This window comes from Shinella sp. H4-D48 (assembly GCF_022637395.1).
Lineage (GTDB): Bacteria > Pseudomonadota > Alphaproteobacteria > Rhizobiales > Rhizobiaceae > Shinella > Shinella sedimenti.
The window spans coordinates 82,995-109,279 of sequence record NZ_CP093338.1 but is presented as its reverse complement, the minus strand read 5'-3'; the positions used below and the strand labels follow the sequence as shown (position 1 = coordinate 109,279).

Below are 26,285 nucleotides of genomic sequence, written 5' to 3'. Positions count from 1 at the left end.
GGTCATGTTACAATTAAATAAAGTTCCGAAGGGGGGATTTGCCAAAATATTGCCGATTTCGCGGAGCGCTGCATCGGTTTTGGCGAAAAATGTCGTTTGGATTCAACGGACTGGTCCGGCAGCCGTATTTCAGATTCGACCGCCGGCACATGACATGCCTGTAATGTTTCCCGCGCGCTGAGTGCGAGCGGACGTATCATGACATGAGCCGCTTCTTCGCGATCAGGTCGCTGCGCCGTTCCCAATAGACCAGCACGAGGCTGGCGGTCACGATGAAGATGGCGCCGATGAAGACGTTCAGGGTAGGAATCTCCGCCCAGATCGCATAGCCGTAAATGAAAGCCCAGATCAGCCCGGTATATTCGACCGGTGCAAGCGCCGAGGCCGGGGCATAGCGGAAACCCTCATAAAGCAGGTATTGCCCAATCGTCGCTATAAGACCGAGCGCCAGCATCAGCGCCCAGCCTTCCATGTCTGGTGTTCGCCAGATCCAGGGAAACGACACCGCGCAGGCCAGCCCGAACAGCAGGCTCGTCGCAAACATCTGCGTCAGCGTGCTTTCGCTACGGCTGACCAGCCGGATGAGAATCGTGCTCCAGGCCCAGCAGAAGCCGGCGACTAGGCACATGACCGCAGGGATGAGATTGGGGGAGTGCGATGGGTTTGCCGCAATCACCACGCCGGCGAAACCCACCACGCAAGCAATCCACCGACCAGCCCCAACTGCCTCCTTGAGGACGAGGATGGACAGGAACACGGTGATAATCGGCGCGGAGAAATAAAGCGTCGTCAGTTCCGCAAGCCCGAGATAACGCGCGGCATTATAATAGAGGAGCCATGCGATCAGCATCAGGGCTGCACGCAGGACGACGGTTCCTCCATAGGGGCTCTTCAGAATCGACGGATGACGGTAGAAGCGTACCAACACCCCAGAGATGAGCACAATCACCAGGCTGCGCATGAAGAGGATTTGCGGCACCTCATACGTTGCCACGAGCCACTTCACGAGTGCGTCCTGCAAGGCGAAGCAGGCGTAGCCGGCTGAGGCAAGCGCTATCCCGGCCAGCGGTCGTGAGTCGATCAGGCCCACGCTCATGGAGATTTCCTGCCCGAAGTGGCGGAAAACGGCGCCGGGTCGGCGAAAAAGTAGGGCGTGCGCATTCGGAAAGATCCAGGAAGGCCTCTGCGATACATGGCTGTGAACGCCGTATCCAGACGAGGAAGACGTGTCTGTTTGACCATATTCGAGCGGTTTGCCAAGGGGGAGGCCGTTTTCACCTCCGCCGATCGTCCGAATTTGCCCCGAATCCGGCAGGTTGCGGCCGCGCGTGTCATGATAATGCGCGGTGCTCACCAGCAAAACGAGAGAAAATGACGGTTTGCTTGCTTCAAAGCAAATGAGGGTATTGCGGCTGCCGCCGTGCACCTGTAGGTTTGCGCCCCATCGTCCATCGCTGAATTCTGGAGATAAATCATGGCGAACGGCACAGTCAAATTCTTTAACACCGACAAAGGGTTTGGCTTCATCACACCCGAAAACGGCGGAACCGACGTTTTCGTCCATATCTCCGCAGTTCAGGGCGGCGCATTGAGCGACGGACAGCGCGTGAGCTACGACATGGGACAGGACCGCAAGACCGGTAAGTCCAAGGCTGAGAACGTCCGCGTTATCTAATTGATATTACGGGCGCCGGATCAAGTCCGGCGCCCGTATCCCGGCCCCGGGTGAGTCCGAGTGCGTACTGCTGCCGCTTGCCTTTTGGCGCCAGAGAGCAGTTTCGTTTTTCCCTGAATGAACTTCTAGACGCAGCTTCAGCGCATCCGTTCGAAACGACGGCTGTATGTGTTTGAGCGCGCCATGTGGTCGGCACGAGAAAGGCGCAGCCATATTCAGCTGCGCCCTGCTTCTGCGACTTGGCAATGTACCGCGCTTGAATGGTCAACGCGCCGGCAGGGAGCTTACTTCCAGCTGATATGATCCGCGGCTGTGCAGCCAAATGGGGCGTTGCCGTTGCCAAAGCGGCTTTTCAGCTGGTCACAGCCCCACCGGTTGAGGGCCTCCGGCATCATGTTGTTGATGTCCATTCCCGGTGAATTGTACTGCGAAGGCGCGCTCGTCACGTACCAGAGCCAATAGCCGAAAATACCGCCAACGAGCAGCAGGAGGACGAGCACGAAAACGCCCGCCCTGCGTGCTAGGGACATGCCTTTGTTCGACGGCTCGGCGCGGCTGGCGGCGGACGCATGGTCAGTCGATTGCGCCAGTTCTTGAAGCGGAGCGAGCGCTGCGGCGCGTTCCTGCTCCGTCATCTCGATCCGCTCCAAGCGGTCGTCCAGCAAGACGGGAAGCGATGTGTTGCCGTGCCAGACGGCAAGCGCGACCACGTTGCTGCCGGCATCGCCGACGATAATCGGCTCCTGACCCGGCTCGAAGCGGGTGAAGGCGACGCGCTTGGTCTTCCGTTCGCTGACCCGGTCGGCATAGGTGACGTTCAGACGATTGCGTTTCGTGTCCATGGCCGTGATCTCGACAGGGACCACGGTGAGCGGGGCCGGATTGCGCAGTTGGCCGCTGACCCGCCAGAATCGCAGCAGGAGGAAGATCATGGCAAGACCGCCGCCGCCGAGCAGCAGGGTGAAGATCGACAACGTGATGACCCGGTTCCAGAGCATGTCTAGGCCGAGCGTAATGGTCGCGAGTTCGGGGTGATCACCCGACACGACAAGGCCGGCCTCGTAATCGCCGCTGTGGATGTCGACGAACATGATCTCGACATCCTTCTCGTAGCGTTGGCCGCCCTGCTCGTAGGAAAGATCGACCTCGCAGGTGGTGAAGATGGCCTTCCGCGTCTTGCAGCTGCCGTCGATCCTGCCGTCGACGAAAACCGGATTCTGGCTGATCGTGTAATCGCGCAGAATGCCCGGTGCTTCCGTCAGCATCATGAAGGCGGCGATCGCCAGCAGGACGGGGATGGAGAAGTAGTAGACGAACGGGGTGGAGATCGTCCCGCGCTTGACGGCAAGGGGGCGGGTGGGAAGCTTGATTGTCGGGAAAGTCATAATCTGCCTGAGGTGATACTGTTATTGTGCTGCCAGAGACAAGACGGCGCAGGGGTATTATTCATTCGCTGAAATTTTGCACTCCAGCACGGGCGAACCCAAGGAAGGCTTTCACTCTTCCCGGAAGGCGCGATTGAGTTGATCCGCAAGCGGCTTGACGAGATAGGAGAGGGCGGTTCGTTCCCCGGTCTGGATCATCGCCTCGGCCGGCATGCCGGGAAGCAGTGTGAGACCGCCGAGTTTCTGCAACGCTTCATGCGGCACGGCGATGCGCACGACGTAGAACGAGAGGCCAGTCCTTTCATCGACTGTGAGGTCGGCCGCGATGCGCGAGACATGACCTGAAAGTTCGGGTGTCGTGCGTTGGTTGAACGCCGATAGCCTGAGGACTGCGCGCTGGCCGGGCTGGATCTGGTCGATGTCACGCGGCGCGATGCGGACCTCAAGGGCTAGATCATCTCCTTCCGGAATGACGAGCATGATCGTTTCAGCCGGATTGATCACGCCACCGACCGTATGCACGGCGAGTTGGTGAACGATGCCCGATTGCGGGGCGAGGATATCGATGCGCTTCAATTCGTCTTCCGCGGCCACCTTGCGCTCGACATATTCGCCGATCTGCCCCTGGATTTCGCGCAGTTCTCGCCCGACTTCCGTCTTCATGTCCTGATCGATGGAGAGAATCTGGAGCCGTGTCTCTGTAATCTTGCCCTGCGTTTGTGCCTGATAGGCGATTTTCTCGCCGCGCTCGCCATCATAGGTCGCTGCCTGGGTCTTCAGGCCGTTGAGCCGCTGGACCGAAACGACGCCCTTGTCGTGCAGCGATTCCTGCGAGGCAATTTCCGTGCGCAGCACGGTGAGTCCGCCGGCATAGGCGATCTCCTGTGCTTTCAGTCCCTCCATCTCGTGCTCATACTGGGCGATGCGTTCGGCAAGCTGGGCTTTTCGGGCATTGCGGGCGTCGCGCCGAAATTCGAAGAGGCGGGTCTCGCTCCTGACCGTCGAGACGATGTCTGGATCAGTGCTATCCGTGCTCAGACCGGGCGGAAAGCCAATGGCTTCCCTGTCATCGCGCTCGGCTTCGAGGCGGGCCAGGCGGGCATGAAGCTCGTTCAAACGCTTCGTGACGATGGCGAGGTTGGCCCGTGTTTGCGTAGCGTCGAGCCGCAGAACGACCGCGCCTGCCTTCACGGCTTCGCCTTCCTGTACGCGTATTTCCCCAACGATGCCGCCTTTGGCGTGCTGCACCTTCTTCGGGTAGGAATCGACGACGAAATGGCCGGACGCCACCACCGCGCCGGCGAGTTTCGTCGTGGCCGCCCACCCGCCGACGCCGCCGGTCAGCAGGGTGACAAGTGCGAGGCCCGCCGCAAGGTGAATGCGGATGGAACGGGTCACGGTCGTCACATCAGGTGTTACCATCTGTCCTATCCGCCTCGCTGTGATCTTCGGATTTTGCGGGGTTTGCGACGACGCGCAGCGGCATGATCCCATGGCCGGTTGTGGTGAAGCCGTTTCTGGTGACAGGCGCCGGCTTTAACACCTGCCCGAGAACGGCGTCGCGCGGACCGAATGCCTTCTGGCGTCCGCCCTCCATCATCAAGAGCTGATCGACCACGCCGATGGCGCTCGGGCGGTGGGCGACCACCACGGCGATGCCGTTGCGTTCCCGCACCGAGGCGATGGCGCGCACGACCGCTGCCTCGCCTTCGGCGTCGAGATTGGCATTGGGCTCGTCCAGCACAACGAGGAAAGGATCGCGATAAAGTGCACGCGCCAGCCCGATACGTTGGCGCTGACCGGCTGAAAGCGAAGAGCCACCTTCACCGATGCGCGTCTTGTATCCGTCCTCGAAGCGCAGGATCAGGCCGTGGGCGCCAGCGGTCCGGGCGGCCGCTACGATATTCTCGGCGTCGGCGTCCTCTTCGAAGCGGGCGATGTTCTCCGCGATAGTGCCGCCGAAAAGCTCTACGCCCTGCGGCAGATAGCCGATGTGTCGCCCAAGTGCCGCACGGTCCCACTGATCGAGACTGGCGCCGTCCAGACGCACCTTGCCACCAGCCGCCGCCCATGCGCCGACGAGTGCGCGCGAAAGTGTCGATTTGCCCGATCCGGAGGGACCGATGATGCCGAGCGCGCTCCCAGCCTGGATATGGAAGCAGATACCGGCCACCGTCGGCCGCTTCTCGCCGGGCGGCAGAATGGTGACGTTCTCAACACGCAGGTCCCGGCACGGCGCTGGAAGGGCCATTGTCTCCGGCACGGGCGGGATTCTGCCGAGCAGATCCTGAAGGCGCGTCCAGCTCTGCCGGGCCATCAGGAAGGGTTTCCAGCTGGCGATCGCCAGATCGATGGGGGCCAGCGCCCGCCCCACCATGATGGAGCTCGCGATCATGATGCCGCCGGTGGCCTGTTGTTCGATCACCAGCCAGGCGCCAACGCCGAGCACCGCCGATTGCAGCATCAAGCGCAAGGTTCTCGACAGGCTGCCAAGGCCACCCGCGATATCGCCGGCGCGGCGGTTGGCGGCGAGGTAGTCCGCGTTCGCCTGCTGCCAACGCGCTTCCAGTCGCCCGGCAAGTCCGAGCGATTGCACGATTTCGGCGTTGCGACGCGACGCCTCGAGGAGGCTGTTGCGCATCATGTTGTGGGTGATGCTCTCCCGCACGGGATTCTGCGAAAGCGCATTGGCGAGAATGGTCAGGGCGACGAGCACGAGGGCACCCGCGAGCGCCGTCACGCCGATCCAGAAATGAAAGAGGAAGCAGATGCCGAGATAGAGCGGCATCCAGGGAAGGTCGAAAAACGCGGTCGGGCCCTGTCCCGAAAGGAAACCGCGGACATTGTCCAAATCACGCAGCGGCTGAAGCCCATCGCCCGGCATACTGGCGACAAGAGGCAGGCGCACGACAGCATCGTGCACAGGGCCGCACAGTACGCCGTCCACATGCTCGCCTATGCGCAGCAGGATGCGCGCCCGAACGATATCGAGCCCTGCCTGGAAGAGGTATAGCCCTGCCGCCAGGACGGCCAGACCCACGAGTGTAGGCACGCTGCCGCTTGCCAGAACACGGTCGTAGACCTGAAGCATGAAGAGCGGCGAGGTCAGCGCCAGAACGTTGACCACGCCGCTGATGAGCGCTATCCCCAAGGATGCTCGTCTGAGAGGTGAGGCGACCGCCGCAGTCAGAGACTGCGACGGGGCCTGCTGTGGGGCTACCAACACTACAGCAAACTTCTCAGACGAACAGGTTTAAGCCGCTGACGAGCGAATTGTTCGCAATGTCCTGGACGGAAATGCTGCCGTTCACGCCATCCGTGATGGTGGCATCGTAGAGGCCGCTGACGGTATCATAGGCGTAGGTTACGGAAAGTGCGCTGCCGGCCGCCCATGCGGAGATATCGATGATGTCTTGTGCAGCGTTGAAGTCTGTGATGACGTCGTTGCCGTCTGTTCCGCTGAAGACAAACCGGTCATATCCATCGCCGCCAGTCAGCGTGTCGTTTCCGTCGAAGCTATAGATCACGTCGTCGCCAGAGCTGCCGTTGAACGTATTGTTCTGGCTGTTCAGCACGCTGATCAGGTTCGCCGGATTGCCCTGCATGATGCCGTAGACGAAGTTGTGAACCGGGTTTGCGGCACCCGTGCCCGTCAGCCCAAGCCCGCTGATGTCGATATCCCACGATGATTGAGAGAACGTGTCCGTGCCGGCATTGTAGCTAAGCCCCTGGCCGAAGGTAGCGCCATCAACGGCACCGGCAAGAACATGGGACGTCATGTCATAATAGAGGTCGCCCGCGCTGCCGGAATCGATCACGACAGTATCGGCACCGCCGACGCCACCGACCGTCGCACTGTTGCTGTCGGCGACGGCAAACTGATTACCTGAGAAGTCAACCGGATTGGTGGAGAAGAAGCCGTAGTAGCCGGGTGTGAAGGTGGTGCCCCAGGTGTTCAGATAGGCGAGAAAGTCGACGCCTTCGCCATCGTTGTTGGCGTCGTTGAAATCGATCGTTGCCATTGTGCTTTCCTTTCTAGGATGCGCCGCATCCGGACCTCGGATGCAGCTGGTCTCACGCCGGTTCGGGTTTGAACCGGCGCGATCGCGGGATCAGAAGCGAACCTTGAGCGACAGGGTCGCCGTGCGGCCGGGTGCTGGGAAATCGGATGAGTTCATCGGGTCGACATAGGCGACGTCCGTCAGGTTGTTGACGGCGAAGCGCAGCGAGGCGTTCTCGTTGAACTCCCAGGAGCCGTAGATGTCGAAGGTGGTGAAGGGCTTGGCCTTGTAGACGGTCGAGAAGAGGCCAAGCTGTTCAGAGGGAACGACACGGTTTGCGCGAGCGCCAACATTGAGTTTGTCGTCGAAGAACCGCATGCCCACATCGGCCGTGAAGCGATACTTCGGAGCGACGGAAACATACAGGACAGTGCCATTTCCTGTGGACGTGGCATTGTCCCAGGGATTGTCGTTATAGACCTTTGAGAAATCGCCCTTCGTGTAGGTGAAGGTGCCGCCGAAATAATAAGGCCCGGCATCGTAGTTGCCCTCAATCTCGACACCGCGCAAACGCGATTCGCCCAAGAGGTTTGTATAAGCATAGAAGCTGTCGATCTGGCCGCCAGTGACTGGACTGCCCGTGACACTCCCGAGCGCAATATAGTTGTCGATCGTCTTGTCGAAATAGGCTGCCTTGAAACGAATGCTGTCTCCTGCTGCCAGCAAATCGTCGCCGCTGAGGTTAACGCCCACTTCCCACGTCTTCGACGTTTCCGGCTGTAGGTTCGCATTCGGTGCGTTGCTGATCGGTATGCCGCCTACATGGACGCCGCCAAGCAGCATCTCTCCGAGCGTACCCGGTCGAAAGCCCTCGCTGTACTTTCCGAAAACCTGGATGCCGTCCTGCGGCTTCAGCGCAATGAGAGCCTCCGGCGAGAAGCGACCAGCAGATTTGTCGATGGATATATTATGAATGATATCGCGCTGGGCATAGACCGCGGGGATACGTCTGATGCATCGGGTCGGATTTAGAGGATGGTACTGCGCGCAATATGCCTCTTGGACGATGACGAGCTCGCTTCCTCCGTTGACGAGAGAAGAGCCGGTAGTTTTATAGTAGTCATATCGTCCGCCGATCGATGCCTCGAGCCATTCCTGATGCTCATATTTCGCGGTGGCAAATGTGCTGGACAACCAACGGTCGCCGGTGGGATTCGGGCCTGTGAACCACCAGGTGTTCGTAGCATCAGTCGGGTTGCCTGCCGCAGCTTCCGTTTCGGCGCGATCGAGGAAGAGCTCCGTTCCGTAGTGCAACGAGAGATCCCCCGTGGCCAGTGCGAAGGTGCTGGTATTCTCGATGTTGAAGCCGTACGTGCTCAGGCCGTAGTCGAGATCGAACGCGCCGCTTCCGTTGCGCGCCGAGCGCCACTGATGGTTTTCCGTCCGGTTCCACCACAGCTGGCCTTTCAGGTCGAAGAGGGGATCGTCGGGCTTGTAGGTGTACGTCAGCGTGCCCGTCAGATTGCGCACATGGTTGGTGTTCTCGTTCGTGGCGAGCGCCGTGCTGGTCGTGAAGCGCGCATCGTAGCCGACGAAACCGAACTCGATGCGCTGGTCGTTCTCCAGGTCGAGGCCGGCCTTGATGAGGCCGGACGTGGTGTCCGAGCCGGTGAAGACGGGCTTGTCGCCGCCCGGATTGCTTTCCAGCGTTCCATTCTTGCCGATTTCATATGCATCGAGGTTCTTGCGGCTGAGCGCCGCCACGACGTCGATGCCGTCATCGGTACGGGCTGCGAGCGCTGCAGAGCCGTAGAATTCATAGGCGTTGGTACCCTTGGTCGCATCGATCCAGCCGCCGGCATTGCGGCCTTCAAGAAGCACATCGTCGGCCGTCAGCGTGCGAAAACCGACGACGCCACCATGGGAGCCACCGCTGCCGACGCCAGCGCCGGCATTCTTGTCAACCTCCACGGTTCTGATCAGAGCAGGGTCGACATAAACATTCGACGTGTAGCCGTGTCCTGCCTGCTGGAAGTTCTGACGTGCGCCGTCGATCGTCGTCGTTACGCGGGTCTGGTCCTGCAGGCCCCGCACATTGATGGCGACACCGGGATTCTGTGCCGCGCCGGCGACAGAAACGCCGGAAACCCCGGAAAACAGATCATAGGCGTTGCGCGGCTGCTTCTTCTCGATGGCCGCGCGCGATATGACGCTGACACTTGCCGGCGTTTCGTAGACCCAGTCAGGCGTGCCCTGGAAGCCGGCACCGCTCGCCGCGCTGCGCGGACCTTTTCCCACATTGATCGTTTCCAGCACCGTGGAGCCGTCGGTCGCCCCGAGATCCGAGGTCTGGTCGTCGCTGCTCAGGATGGCTGAATTGCCACTGACACGACCATGGATGCCGGTGCCGGCGAGCATGCGGGACAGGGCCTGCGACGGTGTGAAGCGGCCGTTAACCGCGTTTGTGCGGACGTTTCCTGCCTGCGTCGAGGAAAGGGTAACCTGAAGCCCGGATTGCCGACCAAACGCGCCCACGGCATTGGCCAATGTTTGCGCCGGGAGATTGAAGGCAATTCGTGCCGTTTCCGTCGAACTGGTCTCGGATCCGCTTTCCTGAGTCTGTGTCTCTTGTCCCAGTGTCGGTGCGAATGTGCACATCAGGGCGAGCGCCGTCGTTGTGACAAATATTGTGCGGGCGAGGCCTGTTCCGTTGCCTTTCGCAATTGGTGTCACCGGGTACTTGGTATGCATGTCTTGGTCTCTTCCTTGCAGCGCCGCTTCATGCGGCACTCAACGGAAAGACGGACAGCTGCGGATTTTTTCCCGGCTTTTTTCGTAGTTTACGCTAAACCTTGATTATCCCAGTCATATTTTTATTATCAGAAGCGGCTGATGAGACGCGCGGCCGGCGAAACACGACGCACCTTTCCGCCATAGGGCGTCACGAGCGCGTGGAGCGCCTGATCGGGATTGCGAAGGTCGTAGAAGCCTGTCACCCGCCGGCTGGCCAGTGTGCCGTCGGGCAGCGAGATCCAAGCGGGGTGGTAGCGGCGGATCTGCTCCACAACGGAGCCGATTGTGGCATCGACCACGAATATCTTCCCATCGCGCCATGTGGCGATGTCGGAAACCGGAATGATCGTGCGCGACACTTCGCCGGTGGCGCTGTTTGCGGTCAGTTGATCGCCTGGCACGAGGAACTCATCCTCCGCATCGTTGGTGACAGACGCCTTGACGGAGCCTTCCGCCAGGGCAACGACCGTGAACTCGCCGTCTGTCTGCACATCGAATTTTGTACCGAGCACGGTGACCGTGACCCCGTTGGCATCGACGGTGAAGGGGCGGCTTTTATCCGGCGTCACCTCGAAAAAGGCCTCGCCTGCCAGGAGACGCACGGAACGGCGCCCGTTCTTGAAATCCGTGGCGATGGCGCTGGCGCCGGAGAGGTGAACGAGGCTGCCGTCCTCCAACGTCACGGTACGGCTTTCCGCGGTCTGTGTCCTGTAGTCAGCTTCCACACGAAGCATGACGGTTGGTCCGACGATGAACGCGAGACAGAGCATGGCGGCAGCAGCGGCCCCGAACATGCCTGCGCGACGTGCCAAGGCTGCGCGGCGCGGGCGGTAGGATTTCGGGGAGGCCGAGGCGTGTGCGGCGTCCTTCCAGCTTTCCTTGAAGACAGGAGCGGTTGCGCCGAGGGCCTGCCAAGTGACCTGCAGGCGCGCCCATGCCTGCCGATGTTGTTCGGCTTGGTCGAGCCAATTTTCGAAACGATCCCGGCAGAGGCGATCACCTGGCTCTTCCTGCAAGGCAATCATCCACCCGGCCGCCTCGTCGGCGATCTTCTGGGGTATGTCCGTTCCTGTATCGCGCATGCCGGTCATCGCTTTCGTCTCGCCCGTACCCGCAGAAGCCCTCGCGAATGTCACTCGTTACCTATAAGACGAATAGCTTCGGGGATTTTCTCAGGATCCGGTGCGATTTCTCTTTCCTAGAGTATTTTTTTAAGCAGTTCCGCCAGGCCGGACTGGATCAGCCGATGGGCGCTTGATGTCGAAACGCCAAGGTGACGCGCGATCTCCTCGATGCGGTAGCCGCCGAAACGATGCATTTCGAGCGCTATGCGCTTTTCTGTCGGCATCGTCTCCATGATGGCCTCAACCTGGCGGACCCGATCACAGAGAAGGACTTGGTCTTCCGGTGTGTCATGGTTTTGTGGGAGGCCCCACCAGGGTGTATCATCAGGATGTCCGCGCGCTTCAAGCCGGCGCCGCCGCCTCGTGTCGAAGGCGAGATTGCGTACGATACGATACAGATAGGATTTGAGGCGGGAGGGCGATTCCGCCGCTTCCGGCACGAAGCGCACGAAGGCCTCCTGCACGATATCTTCGGCATCCTCCCGGGAGCCGAGAATCGGCGTGGCGTACCGAACCAGTTCGGCGCGATAGGCCACATAGGCTTCGTTGCGCGTATCTCGTCCCTGACTGCCCATATGCCCGCCAAGCGCCTTCCGTCACGGTCCAGCATTACCTTTCGCAGGACTCCGGCACCCCCGATTGCCGTTGGTGACTGTGATAGCCATAATAAGATGAGTTTTGCAATCATGTTATTGCGGGCAACGACATACCGCGAATACGCTGTTTTAAAACAGCGGGACGGATACAACTCCCGCAATGCGGTGCTCACCTGGTCCAGTCGACAAATCGCGCCGGTCTACGCCGCGCTGAGGTTGGCGCAGACGGCCTTTGCCGTTTCCTGATCTGTGATCAGGATGGTCGCGATGCGGGCCTTCAGCATCCCGTGGATCGCATCCACCTTTTCCGGCCCGCCACCGATACACAGACGGTCCGGCACATTCAGAAAATCGTCGATCGGCATGACAAGATGGCGGTCGTCGAAACCTGTGCGGATGATCGTGCCATCGATGTCAAAGAAATAGCCTGAGGCGAAGCCGACTGCGCCTTTGTCCTGATACTGCCGCAGAAGCTCTTCCGTCATGACGCCGGTATCTTCCAGCAGGGTGGGGCCGGTGATGTGGGTAACGCCGAAGAGCGATTTCGTGCAGTGTCGCAGGAGTTCGAAATGCTGACCGACGATCGGCTCCTGCATGAGGAGCGACTTCATGTTCGCGTTCGACACGACGCCCGGCGCGTGCAGGTTGACGCAGCGCGCATTCAGGCGCGCGGCGATGTTGGAGGTGCACAGTTCGGGGGAGAAGTCGTATGTCGCTATCGAGCTGCCGGTAACCTGGGCCACTGTGACGCCGGGCATGCTGGTCGGTGAAAGCGCCTTCGACAGCGCCATGACCGTGCGCCCCCACGCGACGCCGACGACGTCGTCCTTTTCCAGCTTCTGTTCGAAAATCCGCGCCCCGAGCCGCCCGATCTGTTCGGAAAGCGCGGCCCCACCCGATGACGAGGGCAGGACATAACACTCGGCGAGCTGCCCCTTCTCCTTCAGTTCGACAGACAGGTCGGCGCGTTCAAGGCGTGTCGGGTCGATGGTGATCGTGACGATGCCTTCGTCACGCGCCTTCTGAAGCAGGTTGAACACCGAGGAGCGGGATATGCCGAGCCGCGTGGCGATCTCGTCCTGCTTCAGTCCCTCCTCGTAGTAAAGCCAAGCCACCCACAAGGGCAAATCCGCGCCGAATTGCATGGGTGGTGCTTTTTTTCGGCCATTACGGTCCTGAGGGTGTTCTGATTGCATCAGCGTCGTTGGCCTCCTTTCTCCTCATTTGGCAGCTTTTTATCCGCAAGTCCAGTTTCGCAGGAGCGCCTGCCCGCAGCGGTTCTGGCAAATTTCATGCAACAATGAAAAATGTTGTTGACATTTTGCATGGGTGCGTGAAAATTGCCATTAACAAGTCTGGGAGGACATGATGTTGCATGCGGCACCCGCCGCCCGACGGCCTGTCGGGTGGCAAGACTGGAACACGCTTATCCGCGACGTGAGTGCCGGACGGTGGATCGACCCCGATACCGGCGTCGCCGCCGAGGTTCCCTTCAAGGCCATCTTCATCGAGGAAAGCGTGCGTGGCGGCGAGGCCGACTATGTCGCAAGCGTGATGCCGGCCTCGACCTATGCGGTCGTCGCGGACGCCGATACCTATGACGCGCTCGGCTATGCCGTTGCCCGAAGCCTCGGCGGGCGTGCAACGACCGTGGTGCTCGATCACCCCCATGCGGACGAAGCCGCGATCCGCGAGCTTCGGGAGAAAACCCGCAACGCCGACGCCGTCATTGCTGTCGGATCGGGCACAATCAACGATCTGTGCAAATACACGACGTTTCTGGATGGCAAGGACTACTGCGTTTTCGGCACTGCGCCGTCCATGAACGGCTACACGTCGACGACGGCATCCATCACGCTCGACAACGGGTTGAAGACGACGCTGAACGCACATGCCGCCAAGGGCGTCTTCCTCGATATAGAGATCAGCGCGAATGCACCTCAGTACCTGATCGCCGCCGGTTTCGGCGACAGCCTCTGCCGCTCGACTGCGCAGGTGGACTGGTATTTTTCCCATGTCATGCTCAGGACGGCCTATGCCACGTCTCCCTACATCTTACAGGAAGCGGATGAGAGGGAGATGCTGGCAAGGTCCGCTGGACTGGGCCGTCGTGAGCATGACGCCATAGGCTATCTGCACCGCATCCTGACCCTTGGCGGAATCGGAATCAGCGTGACCGGCATGAGCCATCCGGGCTCGATGGGCGAACACCAGATTTCCCACTGGATCGACAGCTTTGCCGGCGCGCGTCATCCCGGCACGGTGCACGGCCAGCAGGTCGGCGTGTCATCCGTGACGATGGCGCGGCTTCAGGAGATCATCCTGGCGAGCGAAAAGGCGCCCCAGATTAGGCCGACCCGTTTTGACGAAGCGGACATCCGGGCGCGCTATCCTGCCGCCGCGGTCGACCATTGCCTCGAGGCGTCACGCGCCAAGGTTCTCGATGCCGCCTCTGCGGACAGGTTCAACGCACAACTGGAGGCGCTCTGGCCGCAGTTGCGTCGAACCCTCGAGCAGATGGCGATCCCCTCGGCCACCCTTGCTGCGCATATCCGTGCCGCCGGCGGCGGCGCGACCCCGCAAGAGATCGGTATCGACCGCGATCTCTATCGCGATGCGGTGCGCTATTCGAAGGAGATGCGTAACCGCTATTCCATGCTCGACCTCGCTGCCGATATGGGCTTGCTCGAGCAGTTCATCGAGGAGGAGTGCTGATGCGCCCGCTCGACGAGCTTTCCGATGGCTTGCTGTCACAGGTGCAGGTCGTCCTAACCGATATCGACGACACGCTTACCTCCGAAGGCCAGCTTCGCGCCGAACCTTACGCCGCCCTGCAGGCGCTGGCGCGCGCAGGCTTCGCCGTGGTGCCCATCACTGGCCGGCCGGCCGGGTGGTGCGACATGATCGCCCGCTTCTGGCCCGTTGCAGGCGTGGTCGGCGAAAACGGCGCCTTCTATTTTTCCTATGATCGCGAGGCGCGAAAGATGCGTCAGGCCTTTTTCGCCACTGAACATGAACGTCGCGAAAATCGCCGGAAGCTTGATGCCTTGCGGGACCGGATCCTGCAAGAGGTGCCCGGCACAGGCATCGCCTCCGACCAACTCTACCGCGAGGCCGACCTAGCCATCGATGTCTGCGAGGATGTCGAACCGCTGCCGCAGGGCGAGGTGGAACGCGTGCTGGCTCTCTTCAAGGAAGCAGGCGCCGTCGCGAAGCTGTCTTCGATCCACGTCAACGGGTGGTTCGGCAGCTATGACAAGCTTTCGATGACCCGGCGTTTCGCCGCCGATGTGCTTGGAATGGATCTCGACGCCGATAAGGCACGGTTCATCTTCACCGGCGATAGCCCGAATGACGGCCCGATGTTCTCGTTCTTTCCGAACTCCTGCGGCGTGGCGAACGTGACCGACTTCGCCGGCGGCGAGACTGCGCTGCCGGCGTTTGTCGCCTCCGAGCGTGGCGGCGAGGGGTTCGTCCAGATCGCGTCCCGTTTGCTGGCTGCCCGGCCCTCCGAGATCCGCGAGCGCGCCCATGCCTGAGATCTACGACATCGCGATCATTGGCGGCGGCATCAATGGGTGCGGTATTGCCCGCGACGCTGCGGGACGCGGGCTCGATGTCTATCTCTGCGAAAAAGGCGATCTCGGCGGTGCGACGTCGTGCGCGTCAACAAAGCTGCTGCATGGCGGGTTGCGCTATCTTGAGCATTACGAGTTCAAGCTGGTGCGTGAGGCCTTGCAGGAACGCGAACGGCTTTGGGCGATCGCACCGCATTTCGTTCGCCCGCTGCGCTTCGTCCTGCCCTACATGCCCGGCATGCGGGCGAAATGGCAGCTTCGCCTCGGTCTCTTCATCTATGACCATATCGGCGGGCGCGTGCGCCTCCCCGGGACGACGAGCGTTCGGCTGGCCGGGCAGGCGCTCGGTAAAGGACTGGCATCGTCGCTGAAGTCGGGCTTCGAATATTCCGACTGCTGGGTGGAGGACAACCGTCTCGTTGTCATGAATGCCAAGGCCGCAAGCGAACTGGGCGCGGTGGTCGAAACGCAGACAGCCATGACGGCGGCGAAACGCGATGGGGACGGGTGGTCCGTGACGGTCTCGCGCGGCGGACACCAGCGCACGATCCGCGCGCGCACGCTGATCAACGCCGCCGGTCCCTGGGCCAACGACATCGTCTCGCGCACCGCGGGTCGGCCGGCGCGCGGCAAGGTCAGGCTTGTACAGGGATCGCATATCGTCGTGCCGAAACTCTATGCGCACGACCGCTGCTTCATCTTCCAGAACAGCGACAGCCGCATCTTCTTCACCATTCCCTATGAGGGCGATTACACGCTCGTCGGAACCACGGATCGCGATTTCGATGGCGATATCGACCAGTTCTCCGCGACGGAGCAGGAGAAGGCCTATCTCTGCAACGCGGTCAGCCGCTGCTTCGATAAACCGTTGACGACAGCTGATATCGTCTGGAGCTATTCCGGCGTGCGCCCACTTTATGACGATGGCGCGAGTGCAGCCCAGAAAGCGACGCGAGACTATGTGATCGAGGTGGACGAGGAGGCCGGTATCGGCCTGATCTCGATCTTCGGCGGCAAGATCACGACCTATCGCCGGCTGGCCGAGGCTGTGATGGACAGGCTTGAGCCGCTGCTTGCACGGGAGAAGGCGAAGGCCGTTGCGGCTCGTGCCGGCTGGACGGGCAGGACCGCGCTGCCGGGCGGAGACTTCGCGATCGATGCTTTAGAGGAACAGCTTGCCGCTCTACGCGCCCGATATGCTTTCCTGCCTGAAGAGCAGCTGAGGCGGCTTTTCACCTATTACGGAAGCCGGCTTCCCCTCGTGCTGGGCCATGCGAAGAGCCTCTCCGATCTCGGCAGGACCTTCGGCGCAGGCCTGACGGAAGCGGAAGTGGATTATCTCATGCGGGAGGAGTGGGCGCAGAGCGCCGAGGACATCGTCTTCCGCCGCAGCAAGCTCGGTTTGAAAATGCGTTCGGAAGATATCGCGGCACTCGACCGCTTTCTGGAGGGAAAGCGGCAGTCGCTGGCGGGTTGAGGAGCCCGCCGCGGCCGGGAGAGACGCGCGGAGGAATAAGTGGGAAAGCGGGTGCCCGAAAGGCCCGCATGGGAGGAGGAACCATGTATCTCGGTATCGATCTGGGAACGTCGGGCGTGAAGTCCATGCTGATGGATGAGAACCAGGCGCTGGTTGCAGAATCATCGTCGCGTCCGATAGGCGTGTCGCGGCCTTATCGGGGTTGGTCGGAGCAGCATCCTGAACAATGGTGGGATGCCGTCTGTGAAAGCCTCGACGCGCTTGCCACAAGCCATCCGAAGGCGATGGGCGCCGTCAGAGGAATCGGCCTTTCCGGACAGATGTATGGCGCCACGGTTCTTGATGAACGCGATACGCCCATCCGCGCTGCCATCCTGTGGAATGACACGCGCACCGAAAAGGAATGCGCCGATCTGGAAGCGCGAGCGCCAGATATCCGTCGCATCGCGGGTCGCAGGCCGACGCCCGGCGTCACCGCACCCAAGCTTGCCTGGCTGCGCGACCATGAGCCGGACGCCTTCCGCCGCATCCGCACTGTGCTGTTGCCGAAGGACTATCTGCGGCTGAAGCTCTCCGGCGAAAAGGCATCCGACATGGCGGATTCCAGTGGCACGATGTGGCTCGACCTTGCGGCGCGCGACTGGTCCGACACCCTTCTGGCGGCAACCGATCTTGATCGCAGGCAGATGCCTAAGCTGTACGAAGGTATTGATCCGACGGGGCATCTACGCGCTGAACTTGCGGAACGCTGGGGAATCTCGTCTCGCGCCGTCATCGCCGGCGGGGGTGGCGACAATGCCTGCGGCGCCTGCGGCACAGGCGTCTTCCGTGACGGGGAGGGCACCGTCTCTCTCGGTACATCGGGCGTGCTGTTCCTGGCCACCGGCGAGGTGCGCCCGAGCTACGATCACGCGATCGAAACGCTCTGCCATTCCATGCCCGGTGTCTGGCACCAGATGTCGGTGATCCTGTCGGCGACGTCCTGCATCAACTGGCTATCCAAGGTCGTGAAGCGGCCGGCATCCGAGCTTGTCGCTGAACTCGGCACGTCGCTCGGCGCACCCAGCCCGGTTCTTTTCGTGCCCTTTCTGGACGGGTGCTGGTCGCCGCGGGCGGATGTGGAAATCCGCGGTGCGCTGCTTGGCCTGCAGCATTCCTGCGATGACGAGGTCCTCACGCGCGCCGTTCTGCAAGGCGTTGCCTTCGCGCTACGTGAATGCGCCGACGCATTCCGTGCTGCCGGCTCTACCATCGGTAGCCTGCTGGCGATCGGCGGCGGATCTCGTTCGGAGCTTTGGCTGTCGATGATCGCGACGTCGCTCGGTGTGGACCTGCGCGTGCCCGAGGCGAGCGAATTGGGGGCAGCCTTCGGCGCGGCGCGGCTCGCGCTGATCGCCGAAAGTGGCGAAAGCCCGGAGAGCGTTCTCACGTCACCGCGCATCAAGCGCGTGATTTCCCCCGTGCAGAACCTCGCACCGGCCTATGCAGATGCATACGACACCTGGCTTTCGGTGATGCCGGAGGTTCGCCGGGCTTCGGTCGCTCTGGGAAAGGCGGCCTGAAATACCGCGTTGCGCCCCGAGGAGGTCGGGTCATGCGCGGGTTGTTCCCGAGCCCAGCAGGGCTCGGGTCTGGAGGATGACAATGTCTATCTGGGAGGAGACCAAGGACATGGACAAGTTCAATTTCGATATCTCACGGCGTGCCTTGCTCGGGGGCAGTGCCGCGCTCTTTGCGGCACAATATCTCGCGGCATCGGGTGCCCGTGCCGAGGCGGCGGACCGCAAGTTCGCCGCGGCACTTGGCTGGACGACCTATGATTCCGGGCGTCACCTTCAGGACGGCTTCACCGCCGCGGTCAAGGAACTTGGCGGCACGCTTACCACGACCGATGCCGGCTTCGACGCCAAAACCCAGACCGATCAGATCGACTCGCTGATATCGAGCAAGCCGGAGGCGCTGTTCATCACGCCGGCCGATGCCGTCGCCATTGCACCGGCCGTGCAGCGCGCCATCGCCGCCGGCATTCCGGTGTTCTGCGCCGACAGCGCCGTTCCCGGGGTCGCTGTCAACACGACGTCCATGTCCAACAATTTCGGTATGGGTGCCTATTCCTGCGATTTCATTGCGCGCAAGCTGAACGGCAAGGGCAATATCGCCCGCGTCCTGCTGCCGCAGAACGAAAGCTGGGATCAGCGCACGCTCGGGATGGAGTGGACGCTGCGCCGCTATCCCGACATCAAGATCGTCGCCGACTGGGCCTTCGCACTGGCGGGCAATGTCACGCCGCGCCAGGCAGTCGACAACATTCTGACGGCCAATCCGGATATCGACGCGATCTGGTGCGCCTGGGATGGGGCTGCGGTCGAAGGCACGCTTGCGGCACGCGCCGCCAATAAACCCGATCTCATCATCACCGGCATCGACGGCGGCTCGCAGGCCTTCAACTACATCGCCGGTCCCTCGCAGCTGAAGCTTTCCATGGCGCAGAGCTTTTACGAGATGGCCTATCTGTCGGTGTTCTACGCCCACCAGCATTTGGCCGGCCAGAAGACCCCGCGCCTCGTCGTCACGCCGACCTATGCCGTCGAGGAGGCCATGCTGAAGGATGGCATTCCTGACGACTTCGACGTTCCGGGCCGCGCCGACCAGCTCGGCTGGGTGCGCGCCGTCTGAACTGAGCGTCGGGCGGTTCGCTACGGCGGGCCGCCCATCCGACCAAGACAAAGCGAAGGAGTGAGACATGACGGCTCCAGCCTTGCGCGCACGGGCGATTTCAAAGCGTTTCGGCCCCGTGAATGCGCTCAGCGACGTCGATTTCGTTCTCGAGACCGGAGAAGTTCACGCCTTGCTCGGGGTCAACGGCGCGGGGAAATCGACCTTCATCAAGATTCTCTCCGGCGTCTACCGCAAGGATGAGGGCTCCATAGAAGTTGGCGGGGAGGCGATTGACTGCCGCGATCCGAAGGAAGCGATCCGGCACGGCATCGCGACCGTCCAGCAGCATCCCGAACTTGTCGCCGATTTCACAGGCTACGAGAACATCTTTCTCGGACGCGAGTCGGCTCGTTCCGGCCTGTTCTCGCGCATCGAGCGCACCGATCTCTCGCGCCGCGCCAACGCGCTTTTGAAACGTTTTCCCGTCGATATCGATCTCTCTAAGACGGTGGCGGAGATGTCTGCTGTCGAACGCGAGATCGTCGCGATCCTGCAGGCACTCGCCGGCGATCACATCCGTGTCCTCATTCTCGATGAGCCCACCTCCACGCTGACGGAAGTCGAGAAAACGGTGCTGTTCCGCCTGATCGACACGCTGCGCCACGGCGGCATTTCCGTTCTTTATATCACCCACCGCCTGGAAGAGGTGATGGAGATCGCCGACCGGCTCTCCGTGTTTCGCGGCGGGCGCATGGTGGCGAGCATGCCCGTCGCCGATGTGAAGGCGAAGAACCTTTCACTCGCCGAGCTGATGCTTGGCGAGGCGCTCGAGCACGTCTTTCCAGCCAGGGCCGAAACTGATGCCATTGGTGAGATGGTCCTGGCGGTGCGTGGCCTGACCGCGGCCGGTGCTTTTTCCAACATCGGCTTCGAGCTCAGGCGCGGAGAAATCCTCGGCATTTTCGGCCTTGTTGGTTCCGGCGCCGACGAACTTGCCAAGGCCTTGTTCGGCGCGATCCCCATCGAAGGCGGCAGCGTCGTCCTTAAAGGGCACACCATCGCGCCGCGCTCGCCGCGCGAAGCCCTGAAGGCGGGGATTTTCCTCGTGCCGGGCGATCGACGTGTCGAGGGGCTGGCGCTCACGGAAACCTCGATTTTCAATATCACGCTTGCCAATCTCAAGCGCGCCTCAGGTGCCGCCGGTATCCTGAAACGAGCGGGCAATCGCACTGCCAGCGGTGAGTTCGCCGCTCGCCTCGCGCTTAGCCCGCCGAACCTTTCCATGCCGGTCAGCGGTTTCAGTGGCGGCAACCAGCAGAAGATCGTCGTGGCCAAGGGCCTCTTCGCCGAGGCGGACGTCTACATCTTCGTGGAGCCGACGGTCGGCGTCGATATCGGTGCGCGCGCAAAGCTTTACGGGCTGATGCGCGAGTTGAGCCGCACGGCCGGCGTCATCGTATTGTCAAGCGATTGCGATGAAGCCCACGGCATCGCCGACCGTACCTTCGCGCTCTACAAGGGCCGCCAGATCGCATCGTCGGATGGTCTCCAGACCCGCAACCAGTTGCTTATGGCCGGCATCATGGGAGAATTGCATCGTGACTAGAACCTTCACGCTTCCAGCGGGAAGCGGGCGATTTCTTGCTTTCCTGCTTCTCGTCGTCCTCGTTGCGATGGCCTTCACGCTTGCCGAGCCACGCTTCCTCTCGACGCAGAATATGTCTGCCGTCACGCGCCATATGGCCGCGAACGGACTGGCGGCACTCGGCCTGACATTCGTCGTCATTGTCCGGAAATTCGATCTTTCCTTTGCCGGAACTGCCTGTTTCGCCGCCATGACCATCGGCTATCTCATAGCGCTCGGCCAACCACTTTGGATCGCGATTCCGGCCGGCATCGTCGTCGGTGCGGCCATCGGCGCGTTTAACGGTGTCGTCATCAGCTACTTCCGTTTTCCCGACATCGTGACGACCATCGCGACGGGGTCGATCGCCGCAGGCCTCGCCTTCGTCTATTCCAATGGCCGCACGATCTTCCAGAACTTCATGTCGTCGGGCATCCTCGATCTGAACGATGCGCGCGTCTTCGGTTACAGCCTGTCCTTCGTCTTCCTGCTCGGCCTCTACGCCGTCGCCTGGTTCTTCATGCACCGCACGCGTTATGGCGCGTCCTTCTACGCCACGGGCGAGAACCCGGTCGCGGCCTATTACTCCGGGGTGCCGACGAGGCTCTACACCATGCTCGCCTTCGTCGCCTGCGGCGTGACCTGTGTCTTCGCGGTACTGCTCATTCTCGCGGAATCCGGGACTGCCGATACCAATGAAGGCGCCAACCTGCTGATGCCCGCCTATGCCGGTGTCTTCCTGGGCACGGCGCTCTTGGGACGAACGTCCGTTATGGCGACGCTTGCCGGCACATTCCTCATCACCATGCTGCTCGATGGATTTTCGCTGCTCGGCATTCCGTTCTATTACAGCGACGGCGTCGTCAGCGCGATCCTGCTGGCCGGTGTGGTGTTCTTCGATGCCCGCCTGCGTGAGTTCCTGAGCGATATCGGCAGCTTTCTCCAGCCCGCATCCGTCAAGAAGGAGAAGCGTTCATGACCGACGCTATCGCCCACCGGTCCGTCGCCCGTCTCGATACGCAGAAGCCGAAGAACGGTCTCGTCAGCCGCTACTGGCTTCTCGCGACGCTCGTGTTCATGGTCGCCGTCTTTGCCTTCCTCAGACCGCAACTCGTCGACAGCTCCAACATTGCGACGATCCTGCGTTCCTCGGCTTTGACGGCGATCATGATCCTGGGACTGACCTGGGTGATCGCGGCCGGCAAGATCGATGTCAGCTTCATGCATGTCGCCGCCCTCGGAAACATGACCACGGCCTATCTTCTTGCCAGCGGTCATGGCTGGCTGGTGGCCGGGCTTGCCGGGGTCTCCGTGGGCGCAATCGCGGGTCTGTTCAACGGCCTGCTCGTAGCTGTCATGCGGCTTCAGCCGCTGATCGTCACCATCGCGACGGGCGGCATCTGCGCCTCCATCGCCGCAGCACTCGGCAAAGGCACATCCATCCGCATCGCCGATCCAGGTCCGCTTGGCGACTTCATCTTCACCAATATCGGTCCCGTGCCGGTCATCGCAATCGCCGTTGCCGTTCTCTACGCCCTGTCCTGGTATGCCCAGGAGAAGCTGACCTTCGGCCACTATATCTTCGCGACGGCGCAAAGCGAGGCCGCGGTCGATCAGGCGGGGGTCTCGGTTCGCAACCTGCTCATGCTGCTCTTCGTCTTTTCCGGGGTCATGTCGGCGCTGACCGGCGTGCTGCTGGCGGCGAGCCTTTCTTCCGGCCAGCCGATGATCGGGTCGTCCTATTTCATCGACGGCCTGACGGCGGTGCTGCTCGGCGGCATGATGCTCAGGATCGGCAAGCCCAATGTGCTCGGCACGACCACCGCCATCCTTATCCTCGCCGTTCTCGTCAGCGGCAGCGCGCTACTGGGCTGGGCCGATTACCAACGCCAGATCATCAAAGGCATCCTGCTGCTGATCGGCGTTACCGTCGCCATGCGGGCCGTGAATGGCCGGCAGTCCCAACATCCGGAGGCATCATGACCATGAACGGCAAGGCCTACTTCGTCGGGCTCGATGGCGGCACGGGCGGCGCCCGGGCCATCGTGGTGGATCAGGACGGCAACGTCGTTTCGATGGCCACGCACGACTACGAGACCACATTTCCACGTCCGGGCTGGGCCGAGCAGACGCCCGCCGACTGGTGGCGCGCCGCGTGCCTGGCGGTTCGTCAGGCGGTGCGAGAAGCGGGTATACCCGTAGCCGCCGTCAAGGCCATCTCCGCCGACGGCACGTCCAGCACGCTTGTTGCACTCGACGGCAATCTACAGCCGACCATGCCGGCGATCCTGTGGATGGACAGCCGCGCCGCCCAGCAGGCCCGCCGCATGACGCAGACCAACGATGCGGCGCTTCGCCGGTCGCGCCTTGGCGTCAGTTCCGAATGGATGCTGCCGAAAATCCTCTGGATCAAGGAATCGACGCCAGCGATCTACGAGCGCTCCCGCTGGTTCGTCGAGATGACGGACTATCTTGCACTGTGCCTCACGGGACGGCTGACACTCGGCCTCAACCACATAACCAACCGATGGTTCTACGACGGTCGACGCGGTGGCTGGCCGGAGGATTTCTTCACCCGGATCGGCCTTGACGACATCACCGCACGCTTCCCGGATGAGATTCTTCCGCTCGCCGAACCGATAGGGCCGCTGACCTCCGAGGCCGCTGACCAGTTGGGCCTTTTGCCGGGAACGCTCGTCGTGTGCGGCGGTACGGATGCCTATGTCGCGATGGTGGGCCTTGACGTCTGCCGCCCCGGTCGCACGGCCTTCATCACCGGTTCCTCGCATCTCGTCCTGCCGATGACGGACCGGGATGTGGAGGTGCCGGGCATCTTCGGGCCGCATCCCGATTGCGTGGTGCCTGGCCTGTTCGTTATGGAAGGCGGGCAGGTCTCTTCGGGGTCCATCGTGCGATGGTGGCATGATCATATCGGCCGGCTCGGCCAGGGGAGTGCGGACACTTACGGCGACATGCTTCGCCAGGCGGAGAGCATGCCGATCGGCGCCGACGGCCTTGTGGCGCTTGATTTCTGGCAGGGCAACCGCAATCCCTATACCGATTACGAACTTCAGGGCGCGCTATGGGGGCTGACGCTGAAGCACACGCCCGCCCACATGCTGCGCGCGCTGATCGAGTCCGTCGCCTACGGCACGGAAAACATTCTGCGCACGCTGCGGGCGCATGCGGTTTCCATTGAAACGATGGTGATCTGCGGCGGTGCCACCCGAACGCCGTTCCTCACGCAGATGCATGCCGATGTCTGCGGCATTCCGATTGCCGTTCCCAAAGTCTTGGATGCGACGGCCTTCGGCTCCGCGATCAATGCGGCGGTCGGCGCCGGGTTCTATGGCTCGCTGCCCGAGGCGTCGGGACACATGGTGAAAGAAAGCCATGTCGTGGAACCCGACATGGGCCGCAACGAGGCCTATGGCGCGGTGTTCGAGTTCTACCGGGAAACCCACGAGGCCCTGTCGCCACTCATGCACCGGATGGCGCGGCGTGGACACGACACGCCAAGGAGTGGCAAGGCGGTAGATCTTGCTTTGCCCGATACCGCGCCGCGCACGGCCATGGCGCAACCTGCCGAATGAAAAATGGCCCGTCTGTGCAGGACGGGCTTCTTCATATCGTCAACCGAGCAGCTTCTTCTCCCGCGCGGCGCGCAGGCGGGCGAAATCGTCTCCGGCATGGTGCGAGGAGCGCGTCAGCGGGCTCGAGGAGACCATCAGGAAGCCCTTGGAATAGGCTACCGTCTCATAGGACTTGAACTCGTCGGGCGTTACGAAGCTCATGACGGCATGATGCTTGCGGGTCGGCTGGAGATACTGCCCGATGGTCAGGAAGTCGACATCGGCCGTGCGCAGGTCGTCCATCAGCTGGAGCACTTCGTTGCGCTCCTCGCCGAGCCCCACCATGATGCCCGACTTGGTGAACATGGTCGGGTCCAGCTCCTTCACGCGCTGCAAAAGCCGCACGGAGTGGAAGTAGCGCGCGCCCGGACGCACCGTCAGATAGTTGCCCGGCACGGTCTCCATATTGTGGTTGAACACATCGGGCTTGGCAGCGACGACACGCTCCAGCGCGCCCGGCTTCTTGAGGAAGTCGGGAGTGAGGATTTCGATGGTCGTTGCGGGCGACGCCGCGCGAATGGCCCAGATCACCTTCTCGAAATGCTCGGCGCCACCGTCGTCCAGATCATCCCGGTCGACCGAGGTGATGACGACGTGGGAAAGTCCCATCTGCTTGACGGCCTTGGCGACATTCTCCGGCTCGGCCATGTCGAGCGCGTTCGGCTTGCCGGTCGCGACATTGCAGAAGGCGCAGGCGCGGGTGCAGATCTCGCCCATGATCATGAAGGTGGCGTGTTTCTTGTCCCAGCACTCGCCGATATTCGGGCAGCCGGCTTCCTCGCACACCGTCACCAGCTTGTGGGAGCGCACCAGCTCGCGCGTCTCCTGGTAACCCTTGGAGACCGGCGCCTTGACGCGGATCCATTCCGGCTTGCGCAACACTTCCGTATCCGGCTTGTGGGCCTTCTCCGGATGGCGCACGCGCGGCGCGTTCGGATCGAGATTGGTGCGGTCGAGAATGGTGACCATTTCAGGCCTCTGCCAGAACAGGAAATGCGCTTGCAATCGCCAGGAAATCCTCCGCCTTCAGGCTCGCGCCGCCGACAAGCGCACCGTCCACATGATCGATCGCCATCAGCTCGTGCGCATTGGCGCCCTTTACGGACCCGCCATAGAGCAGACGCATCCCGGCACCCTCGGCGCCGAACCGCGCGACCAGCTGGTCGCGTATGAAGCGATGCACCGACGCGACATCCTCGACGGTAGGCGTGAGGCCGGTGCCGATCGCCCAGACCGGTTCATAGGCGATAACGACGTTTTGCGCTGTCGCGCTATCCGGCACGGATTTCAGGAGTTGCCGCTCGACGACTGCAAGCGTCTTGCCTTCGGCCTTCTCTCCGCCGGTCTCGCCAATGCAGATGATGGCGGTCAGGCCCGAGGCGATGGCCGCCAGCGCCTTGCGGCAAACGAGTCCATCCGTTTCCGCGTGATCCGTCCGCCGCTCTGAATGGCCGACGATGACGAACTGGGCGCCGCAATCGGCAAGCATATCAGCGGAGACATCGCCGGTATGCGCACCAACCTGGTCGGGATGGCAATCCTGACCGCCGATTTGGATCCGGCTTGCCTTTGCTGAGGAGGCGGCTCGGTGGACAAGCGTTGCCGGAGTGCAGAGTAAAGTGTCGAAGACGTCCGGCAGGCGCGTGATCCCCTCGGCGATTGCGTCGAGGGTCGCAAGTGCGCTGGCCGTGCCGTTCATTTTCCAGTTGCCGGCGAGGAGGGGTCTGATAGCGGGTGTCATG

Annotated in this window: 21 protein-coding genes; 10 read left to right on the top strand and 11 right to left on the bottom strand. The window is 61.9% G+C overall.

Translation table 11 applies throughout. The annotated features are described in order from the left end of the window. Positions 1 to 196 precede the first annotated feature (196 nt). Positions 197 to 1,096, bottom strand: coding sequence for a DMT family transporter (locus MNR02_RS17590; RefSeq protein WP_241949588.1), 900 nt, complete (start codon positions 1,094 to 1,096; stop codon positions 197 to 199). Positions 1,097 to 1,474: 378 nt separating this feature from the next. On the opposite strand from MNR02_RS17590, the gene MNR02_RS17585 reads away from it, so the two are divergent. Continuing rightward, positions 1,475 to 1,675, top strand: coding sequence for a cold-shock protein (locus MNR02_RS17585; RefSeq protein ID WP_241601240.1), 201 nt, complete (start codon positions 1,475 to 1,477; stop codon positions 1,673 to 1,675). A 284-nt stretch (positions 1,676 to 1,959) separates the two neighbouring features. On the opposite strand, the gene MNR02_RS17580 is transcribed toward MNR02_RS17585, so the two are convergent. From MNR02_RS17580 to MNR02_RS17545, 8 genes are all read right to left on the bottom strand, one after another. Then, positions 1,960 to 3,060 carry a hypothetical protein gene (locus MNR02_RS17580; protein WP_241949302.1) on the bottom strand — a complete coding sequence of 367 codons (1,101 nt, stop codon included), beginning with the start codon at positions 3,058 to 3,060 and terminating at the stop codon, positions 1,960 to 1,962. A 111-nt stretch (positions 3,061 to 3,171) separates the two neighbouring features. Then, positions 3,172 to 4,482 carry an HlyD family type I secretion periplasmic adaptor subunit gene (locus MNR02_RS17575; RefSeq protein ID WP_241949301.1) on the bottom strand — a complete coding sequence of 437 codons (1,311 nt, stop codon included), beginning with the start codon at positions 4,480 to 4,482 and terminating at the stop codon, positions 3,172 to 3,174. Beyond that, a complete protein-coding gene (locus MNR02_RS17570) occupies positions 4,469 to 6,286 on the bottom strand; it encodes a type I secretion system permease/ATPase (protein WP_371746770.1) in 1,818 nt (605 codons plus the stop codon). The genes MNR02_RS17575 and MNR02_RS17570 overlap by 14 nt, the downstream gene beginning before the upstream one ends. A 13-nt stretch (positions 6,287 to 6,299) precedes the next feature. Then, on the bottom strand, positions 6,300 to 7,082 hold the full coding sequence (locus tag MNR02_RS17565; protein WP_241949299.1) for a heme acquisition protein HasA: 783 nt from the start codon (positions 7,080 to 7,082) through the stop codon (positions 6,300 to 6,302). Between the two features lie 90 nt (positions 7,083 to 7,172). Next, entirely contained in the window at positions 7,173 to 9,608 is a 2,436-nt protein-coding gene (locus MNR02_RS17560) for a TonB-dependent receptor (protein WP_241949298.1), read from the bottom strand. Between the two features lie 332 nt (positions 9,609 to 9,940). Beyond that, on the bottom strand, positions 9,941 to 10,936 hold the full coding sequence (locus MNR02_RS17555) for a FecR family protein (protein WP_241949297.1): 996 nt from the start codon (positions 10,934 to 10,936) through the stop codon (positions 9,941 to 9,943). A gap of 116 nt (positions 10,937 to 11,052) precedes the next feature. Further along, a complete protein-coding gene (locus MNR02_RS17550; RefSeq protein WP_241601233.1) occupies positions 11,053 to 11,553 on the bottom strand; it encodes an RNA polymerase sigma factor in 501 nt (166 codons plus the stop codon). A 221-nt stretch (positions 11,554 to 11,774) separates the two neighbouring features. After that, a complete protein-coding gene (locus MNR02_RS17545; RefSeq protein ID WP_241949296.1) occupies positions 11,775 to 12,689 on the bottom strand; it encodes a sugar-binding transcriptional regulator in 915 nt (304 codons plus the stop codon). A gap of 253 nt (positions 12,690 to 12,942) precedes the next feature. On the opposite strand from MNR02_RS17545, the gene MNR02_RS17540 reads away from it, so the two are divergent. The 9 genes from MNR02_RS17540 to MNR02_RS17500 all read left to right on the top strand — a co-directional run bounded on the left by MNR02_RS17540 (position 12,943) and on the right by MNR02_RS17500 (position 24,504). Beyond that, positions 12,943 to 14,289 (top strand): sn-glycerol-1-phosphate dehydrogenase, encoded by a 1,347-nt coding sequence (locus MNR02_RS17540; RefSeq protein WP_241949295.1) that lies wholly within the window; start codon positions 12,943 to 12,945, stop codon positions 14,287 to 14,289. Further along, positions 14,289 to 15,113 (top strand): HAD-IIB family hydrolase, encoded by an 825-nt coding sequence (locus tag MNR02_RS17535; RefSeq protein WP_241949294.1) that lies wholly within the window; start codon positions 14,289 to 14,291, stop codon positions 15,111 to 15,113. Before MNR02_RS17540 ends, MNR02_RS17535 begins: the two co-directional genes overlap by 1 nt. After that, entirely contained in the window at positions 15,106 to 16,629 is a 1,524-nt protein-coding gene (gene glpD, locus MNR02_RS17530; protein ID WP_241949293.1) for a glycerol-3-phosphate dehydrogenase, read from the top strand. Before MNR02_RS17535 ends, glpD begins: the two co-directional genes overlap by 8 nt. Before the next feature lie 83 nt (positions 16,630 to 16,712). Next, the gene (xylB, locus tag MNR02_RS17525) at positions 16,713 to 18,191 is read left to right on the top strand and encodes a xylulokinase (protein ID WP_241949292.1); all 1,479 of its coding nucleotides are present in this window, start codon (positions 16,713 to 16,715) and stop codon (positions 18,189 to 18,191) included. A gap of 82 nt (positions 18,192 to 18,273) precedes the next feature. Next, positions 18,274 to 19,305, top strand: coding sequence for a sugar ABC transporter substrate-binding protein (locus MNR02_RS17520; protein WP_241949291.1), 1,032 nt, complete (start codon positions 18,274 to 18,276; stop codon positions 19,303 to 19,305). 67 nt (positions 19,306 to 19,372) lie between these two features. Beyond that, positions 19,373 to 20,893 carry a sugar ABC transporter ATP-binding protein gene (locus MNR02_RS17515; protein WP_241949290.1) on the top strand — a complete coding sequence of 507 codons (1,521 nt, stop codon included), beginning with the start codon at positions 19,373 to 19,375 and terminating at the stop codon, positions 20,891 to 20,893. Then, complete coding sequence (locus MNR02_RS17510; RefSeq protein WP_241949289.1) at positions 20,886 to 21,890, top strand: ABC transporter permease; 1,005 nt, start codon at positions 20,886 to 20,888, stop codon at positions 21,888 to 21,890. The genes MNR02_RS17515 and MNR02_RS17510 overlap by 8 nt, the downstream gene beginning before the upstream one ends. After that, positions 21,887 to 22,894: an ABC transporter permease gene (locus MNR02_RS17505; protein WP_241949288.1), complete on the top strand. Its 1,008-nt coding sequence runs from the start codon at positions 21,887 to 21,889 to the stop codon at positions 22,892 to 22,894. The genes MNR02_RS17510 and MNR02_RS17505 overlap by 4 nt, the downstream gene beginning before the upstream one ends. Then, the gene (locus MNR02_RS17500) at positions 22,891 to 24,504 is read left to right on the top strand and encodes a ribulokinase (protein ID WP_241949287.1); all 1,614 of its coding nucleotides are present in this window, start codon (positions 22,891 to 22,893) and stop codon (positions 24,502 to 24,504) included. The genes MNR02_RS17505 and MNR02_RS17500 overlap by 4 nt, the downstream gene beginning before the upstream one ends. Positions 24,505 to 24,543: 39 nt before the next feature. Here the strand turns inward: MNR02_RS17500 and lipA are convergent, their stop codons facing one another. Both lipA and tpiA read right to left on the bottom strand, forming a co-directional pair. Continuing rightward, complete coding sequence (gene lipA / locus MNR02_RS17495; protein WP_241949286.1) at positions 24,544 to 25,512, bottom strand: lipoyl synthase; 969 nt, start codon at positions 25,510 to 25,512, stop codon at positions 24,544 to 24,546. 1 nt (position 25,513) lies between these two features. Beyond that, positions 25,514 to 26,284: a triose-phosphate isomerase gene (gene tpiA, locus MNR02_RS17490; RefSeq protein ID WP_241949285.1), complete on the bottom strand. Its 771-nt coding sequence runs from the start codon at positions 26,282 to 26,284 to the stop codon at positions 25,514 to 25,516. Position 26,285: the final 1 nt, after the last annotated feature.

Coding starts and splice junctions, on each gene's coding strand:
- MNR02_RS17590 (WP_241949588.1), bottom strand. CDS start 1,096: ATGAGCGTGGGCCTGATCGACTCACGACCGCTGGCCGGGATAGCGCTT.
- MNR02_RS17585 (WP_241601240.1), top strand. CDS start 1,475: ATGGCGAACGGCACAGTCAAATTCTTTAACACCGACAAAGGGTTTGGC.
- MNR02_RS17580 (WP_241949302.1), bottom strand. CDS start 3,060: ATGACTTTCCCGACAATCAAGCTTCCCACCCGCCCCCTTGCCGTCAAG.
- MNR02_RS17575 (WP_241949301.1), bottom strand. CDS start 4,482: ATGGTAACACCTGATGTGACGACCGTGACCCGTTCCATCCGCATTCAC.
- MNR02_RS17565 (WP_241949299.1), bottom strand. CDS start 7,082: ATGGCAACGATCGATTTCAACGACGCCAACAACGATGGCGAAGGCGTC.
- MNR02_RS17555 (WP_241949297.1), bottom strand. CDS start 10,936: ATGCGCGATACAGGAACGGACATACCCCAGAAGATCGCCGACGAGGCG.
- MNR02_RS17550 (WP_241601233.1), bottom strand. CDS start 11,553: ATGGGCAGTCAGGGACGAGATACGCGCAACGAAGCCTATGTGGCCTAT.
- MNR02_RS17540 (WP_241949295.1), top strand. CDS start 12,943: ATGTTGCATGCGGCACCCGCCGCCCGACGGCCTGTCGGGTGGCAAGAC.
- MNR02_RS17535 (WP_241949294.1), top strand. CDS start 14,289: ATGCGCCCGCTCGACGAGCTTTCCGATGGCTTGCTGTCACAGGTGCAG.
- glpD (WP_241949293.1), top strand. CDS start 15,106: ATGCCTGAGATCTACGACATCGCGATCATTGGCGGCGGCATCAATGGG.
- xylB (WP_241949292.1), top strand. CDS start 16,713: ATGTATCTCGGTATCGATCTGGGAACGTCGGGCGTGAAGTCCATGCTG.
- MNR02_RS17520 (WP_241949291.1), top strand. CDS start 18,274: ATGTCTATCTGGGAGGAGACCAAGGACATGGACAAGTTCAATTTCGAT.
- MNR02_RS17515 (WP_241949290.1), top strand. CDS start 19,373: ATGACGGCTCCAGCCTTGCGCGCACGGGCGATTTCAAAGCGTTTCGGC.
- MNR02_RS17505 (WP_241949288.1), top strand. CDS start 21,887: ATGACCGACGCTATCGCCCACCGGTCCGTCGCCCGTCTCGATACGCAG.
- MNR02_RS17500 (WP_241949287.1), top strand. CDS start 22,891: ATGACCATGAACGGCAAGGCCTACTTCGTCGGGCTCGATGGCGGCACG.
- lipA (WP_241949286.1), bottom strand. CDS start 25,512: ATGGTCACCATTCTCGACCGCACCAATCTCGATCCGAACGCGCCGCGC.
- tpiA (WP_241949285.1), bottom strand. CDS start 26,284: ATGACACCCGCTATCAGACCCCTCCTCGCCGGCAACTGGAAAATGAAC.